The sequence below is a fragment of the Streptomyces albipurpureus genome (assembly GCF_023701525.1).
GTDB classification, from domain to species: domain Bacteria; phylum Actinomycetota; class Actinomycetes; order Streptomycetales; family Streptomycetaceae; genus Streptomyces; species Streptomyces albipurpureus.
Window position 1 is genome coordinate 1 of record NZ_JAMQAW010000060.1, and the last position, 1,772, is coordinate 1,772.

Annotated in this window: 1 protein-coding gene; it reads left to right on the forward strand. The window is 66.2% G+C overall.

The genetic code is table 11. The features are described from left to right. The first annotated feature begins 85 nt into the window (after nt 1-85). Nucleotides 86-1,666, forward strand: coding sequence for an ABC transporter substrate-binding protein (locus NBG84_RS33690; protein ID WP_250923478.1), 1,581 nt, complete (start codon nt 86-88; stop codon nt 1,664-1,666). Nucleotides 1,667-1,772: the final 106 nt, after the last annotated feature.

The following is a 1,772-nucleotide window of genomic DNA, read 5'->3' on the forward strand; positions in this document are numbered from 1 at the left end:
TTGACAAGAATGCTGCACACATCGTGCACTAAAACGCACAAGTCCTTCCCTGAAGGGCACACGCTCTTGTGTGGAGGTTCTCGCTGTGGCAGTCGACGCACCGTTCACGTCGCGCAGACGGGTCCGATCGGCCCGGACAGGAACCACCCGAGTCCGCGTTGGCGGCGTCCTGCTCGCCACCGCGCTCGCCGTCAGCCTCACCGCGTGCAGCGGTACCGAGGACTCGGCCGGCGCCCCGACGAACTCCGGCGACGGCCCCAGCGGGACCCTGCGCGTCGGCACCAACCAGCAGTTCGACGACTGGGACACGGTCAACAAGCAGAACAGCACCTTCTCCTCGCTGGTCTATGAATCGCTGATGAGCGTGGCCCCGGACGGTTTCACCCTCAGGCCCCAACTCGCCACCTCCTGGAAGGAGTCGCCGGATCGCATCGACATCACCCTCCGCTCCGGCGTCGTCTTCCACGACGGCACCCCGTTCGACGCCGAAGCCGTCGTCAAGAACCTCGAACGCATCAAGAACACCCCGAACCAGTACCGCAGCCAGCTCGACGCCGTGAAGACGATCACCGCCGTGGACGCCACCCATGTGCGGATCGGCCTCAAGCGGGCCGCGCCCAGCCTGATCAGCAATCTCTCCCAGCTGGGGATGTTCATCGTCTCGCCCAAGGCGCTCGCTGACGGAACCTGGAAGACCAAGCCCGCCGGGACGGGGCCGTGGACCTACGACTCGGCGAGGACCACCAAGGGCCTGCGGACCGCGGTCAGGGCATTCGACAAGTACTACGACAAGAAGTCCGTCGGACCCGCCCGGGTCGAGGTCACGCAGATCCAAGACCCCGACAGCCTCTACAACGCGCTGCGGGCCGGACAGCTCGACGTCGTCTGGACCACCTCCACCCTCGCGGCCCGCGCAGGCAAGGAGGGGCTCAAGTCCACCTGGTTCCCGTCCGTGCTCTGGCACCTCCAGATGTATGACACGAAGGGCGTGTTCAAGGACAAGAAGTTCCGTCAGGCCGTCTGTCACGCGATGAACCCGCAGGACTACATCGACGCGGCGCTCGGTGGGAAGGGCAAGACCCACCTCCAGCGGATGCCGGAGGGCCAGCCCGGCCATGACCCGGAGCTCACGGGCTACCCCTTCGACCTCGACAAGGCCAGGAAGCTCCTTGCCGAGGCCGAGGACGCACCGCGGTCCTTCACCCTGATCAGCTACGACACCCAGCGCACCATCGCCGAACTGTTCCGCAGCCAGATGGAGAAGATCGGGATCGAGGTCACGCTCGAACTCCCCAACTTCCCGCAGTTCCTGAGCACCTACCAGAGCGGTAGGTACCCGGCGGCCATTCTCTCGGACGCGTCCCGTTCGGGCCCCTACGACTACTACAACCGCAAGTTCGCGCCCACCGCCCCCAACAACCCGCTCAAGGTCCAGTACCCGGAGCTGACGGCCGCCGCCGAGGAGGGGCTCGCGGCCAAGACCCCCGAAGCACGCGAGACCGCCTGGAAGAAGATGTCCAGGATCGTCAACGACGAGGCACTGGACTGCGGCTACTTCGACTACTCAGGCTTCTGGGCGTTCAACCCCAAGAAGGTCGACAACATCGTCTCCACAGCGAACGACGTGGCGGTGTTCCGCTACAAGGACGCCAAGATCGTGAGCTGACCCCTCCCGCGGCGGGCGCCGCACAACCTCACAGCTGATCGCAGGCCACAGGAACGGGCCGGGCGCCCGAAGCCCCGGCCCGCCGCCGAACGCTCCGGCCGACCCG